The following is a 2,716-nucleotide window of genomic DNA, read 5'->3' on the forward strand; positions in this document are numbered from 1 at the left end:
CGGAAAATCTGACTTGCGAAGTCGGAGGATTGATAGGAAAAGATGGCCTGTGATGGCGTAAATACGGGGAAATTCTGACTTGCGAAGTCGGAGGATGTTGTTTATGGATAGTACAAGGGATGAAGAATATATAATTAAAGAACTTTTAACTCTAGCAAAGAAAGCAAGGGAATATGCATATGCACCCTTTTCTAATTATAAGGTTGGGGCTGCTGTTTATACAGAAAATAATAAATATTATACTGGATGTAATATAGAGAATACCTCTTTCGGGGCAACAATATGTGCAGAAAGGGTTGCAATGTCAAAAGCTATATCTGAAAATGGATATATTAAAATAACGTTCATATCAGTATATGCACAAAATCCTATACCTTGTGGTATATGTAGACAATTTTTGAGTAACTTTTCCTACGATGAGACAAAGGTTATATTAGTTAATGCAGACGACAAATATAAAATTATGCTTTTTAAGGAACTTATGCCCTACCCTTTTACTAAACTTCAATAAATATTTACTCAAATACGATCTATATTCTCTCTATAAATCTTTCTAACAACAAAGGATAATCCTAATATCCCTATTAAATTAGGAAAGGCCATAAGCCCATTAAAAATATCAGAAAGCGCCCATACTAGCTCTGTCTTCCTTAAAGCCCCAAATAAAACAGCTAAACAAAAAATATATCTATATATTCTAACAATGGGTTCTCCTGCAAGAAAACGAACGCATTGACTACCATAAAAAGACCATCCTAAAATAGTAGAATAGGCAAACAATATAAGACTAACGGAAACTATAGAAGGACCAATAGGGCCAAAAACACTTTCGAAGGATAAATTAGTAAGCTCAGTTGTGCTTAATCCAGAATGCCATGAATCTGTTAGTAAGATGCAGAAAGCTGTCATAGAACAAATTATTATAGTATCAAAAAATACACCAGTCATTGAGACTAAACCTTGCTTTACAGGATTATCTGTTATTGCTGCAGCATGAGCAATTGGTGTTGAACCCAGTCCTGCTTCATTAGAAAAAACACCCCTTGCAACGCCAAATCGTATTGCTTCTTTAACACTTGCTCCAGCAAAACCACCAATAGCAGCTGTAGGATTAAAAGCTGAAACAACTATAAGCTGTATTATATCTAAAATTTTCTCAAAATTTACTAATATAATAATAAGGGCTGATACAAAATATATCAAAGCCATAAATGGAACAATTCTCTCAGTTACAAGAGCTATTCTTCTTATTCCACCAATAATTACAAATCCGACTAAAAACATTAAAATTATTCCTGAGATCCAAACATTTACATGAAAAGCATCCTTTAAGGCAATTGACAATGAATGACTCTGCACCATACAACCTATACCAAATGAAGCAATTATGCCAAAAATTGCAAATAAAACACCTAGCCATTTTAATCCTAAACCTTTTGATATGTAATACATAGGTCCGCCACTATATATACCATAAATAGTTTTCTCTCTATAGTTTAACGCAAGTAAAGACTCTGAAAACTTTGTAGCCATTCCAAAAAAAGCAGAAACCCACATCCAAAAAATAGCTCCAGGGCCACCTGAGGCAATTGCAGTTGCCACACCAGCAATATTACCAGTGCCGATAGTTCCTGCTAACTCTGTAGCTAGAGCCTGAAAGGGGGTAATATTACCTTCACCCTTTGATTTTCTACCACTAAATACAAGCTTTAAGGCAGCCGGTAATAACCTAATCTGAATAAACCTCAATTGATAACTCATCCAAATACCTGTTCCAATCAATAAGATTAGTAAAACAGGCCCCCACACAAAATTTGAAATCTTTGAAATTATCAGATTAATATTCATTATAATTAAAAATATATAACTGTTTTTTTAATATAATACAAGTTAAAATTAAATTAATATTGACAAATTTTATCTAATAATATAGTTAGCATTAGTTAATGAAAAAAAACAAAATACTAAAAATAGATAGAGAACATATCTGGCACCCCTACGATTCAATCACAGATAAGTCAAAAACCTATGAAGTAAAGAAAGCTTATAAATCAACTATTGAACTTTCAGATGGTAGAAAACTCATAGACGGGATGAGCTCCTGGTGGAGTTGCATCCATGGGTATAATAATAAATATATAAATAAGGCCTTAAACAAGCAAATAAACAAATTCTCTCATATTATGTTTGGTGGCTTCACCCATAAACCAGCTGCAAAACTAGCAATAAACCTTAAAAAAATATTAAATAAAGATTTTGATACCTTCTTTTATTGTGATTCTGGCTCAGTTGCCGTTGAAATTGCTGTAAAAATGGCCTTTCAATATCATATGGGAATGGGAAATTATAAAAAAAATAAAATACTTTCCTTTGAGCGCGCTTATCATGGGGATACCTTTATGGCAATGTCTCTATGTGATCCAATAAATAGTATGCATTCAAAGTTCTCTAATATATTACCCCATAATATTAACTCACCAGCTCCAAAATCAAGATTTAATGCTAAATACGAAGACGATCATATCTATACTGAAAAAATTGTCGAAGAAAATATAGATGAATTAGCTGCTATAATCATTGAACCCATTGTCCAAGGTGCAGGGGGGATGTATTTCTACAATAGTGAATTTCTAAATAACCTAAAGAGGATTTGTGACAAATATGGACTTTTATTGATATTTGATGAAATAGCAACAGGTTTTGGAAGAACAGGCAA

At 32.8% G+C, this 2,716-nt stretch carries 3 protein-coding genes; 2 read left to right on the plus strand and 1 reads right to left on the minus strand.

Annotated features, from left to right (window positions below):
• Positions 1 to 103 precede the first annotated feature (103 nt).
• On the plus strand, positions 104 to 511 hold the full coding sequence (gene cdd, locus SVN78_10050) for a cytidine deaminase (GenBank protein ID MDY6821948.1): 408 nt from the start codon (positions 104 to 106) through the stop codon (positions 509 to 511).
• Between the two features lie 8 nt (positions 512 to 519).
• On the opposite strand, the gene SVN78_10055 is transcribed toward cdd, so the two are convergent.
• Positions 520 to 1,848, minus strand: coding sequence for a sodium:alanine symporter family protein (locus SVN78_10055; GenBank protein ID MDY6821949.1), 1,329 nt, complete (start codon positions 1,846 to 1,848; stop codon positions 520 to 522).
• A gap of 98 nt (positions 1,849 to 1,946) precedes the next feature.
• On the opposite strand from SVN78_10055, the gene SVN78_10060 reads away from it, so the two are divergent.
• The coding region (locus SVN78_10060; protein ID MDY6821950.1) for an aminotransferase class III-fold pyridoxal phosphate-dependent enzyme at positions 1,947 to 2,716 on the plus strand (770 nt) is incomplete at its 3' end.

The organism is Deferribacterota bacterium (assembly GCA_034189185.1).
GTDB lineage: Bacteria > Chrysiogenota > Deferribacteres > Deferribacterales > UBA228 > UBA228.

Coding starts and splice junctions, on each gene's coding strand:
- SVN78_10055 (MDY6821949.1), bottom strand. CDS start 1,848: ATGAATATTAATCTGATAATTTCAAAGATTTCAAATTTTGTGTGGGGG.
- cdd (MDY6821948.1), top strand. CDS start 104: ATGGATAGTACAAGGGATGAAGAATATATAATTAAAGAACTTTTAACT.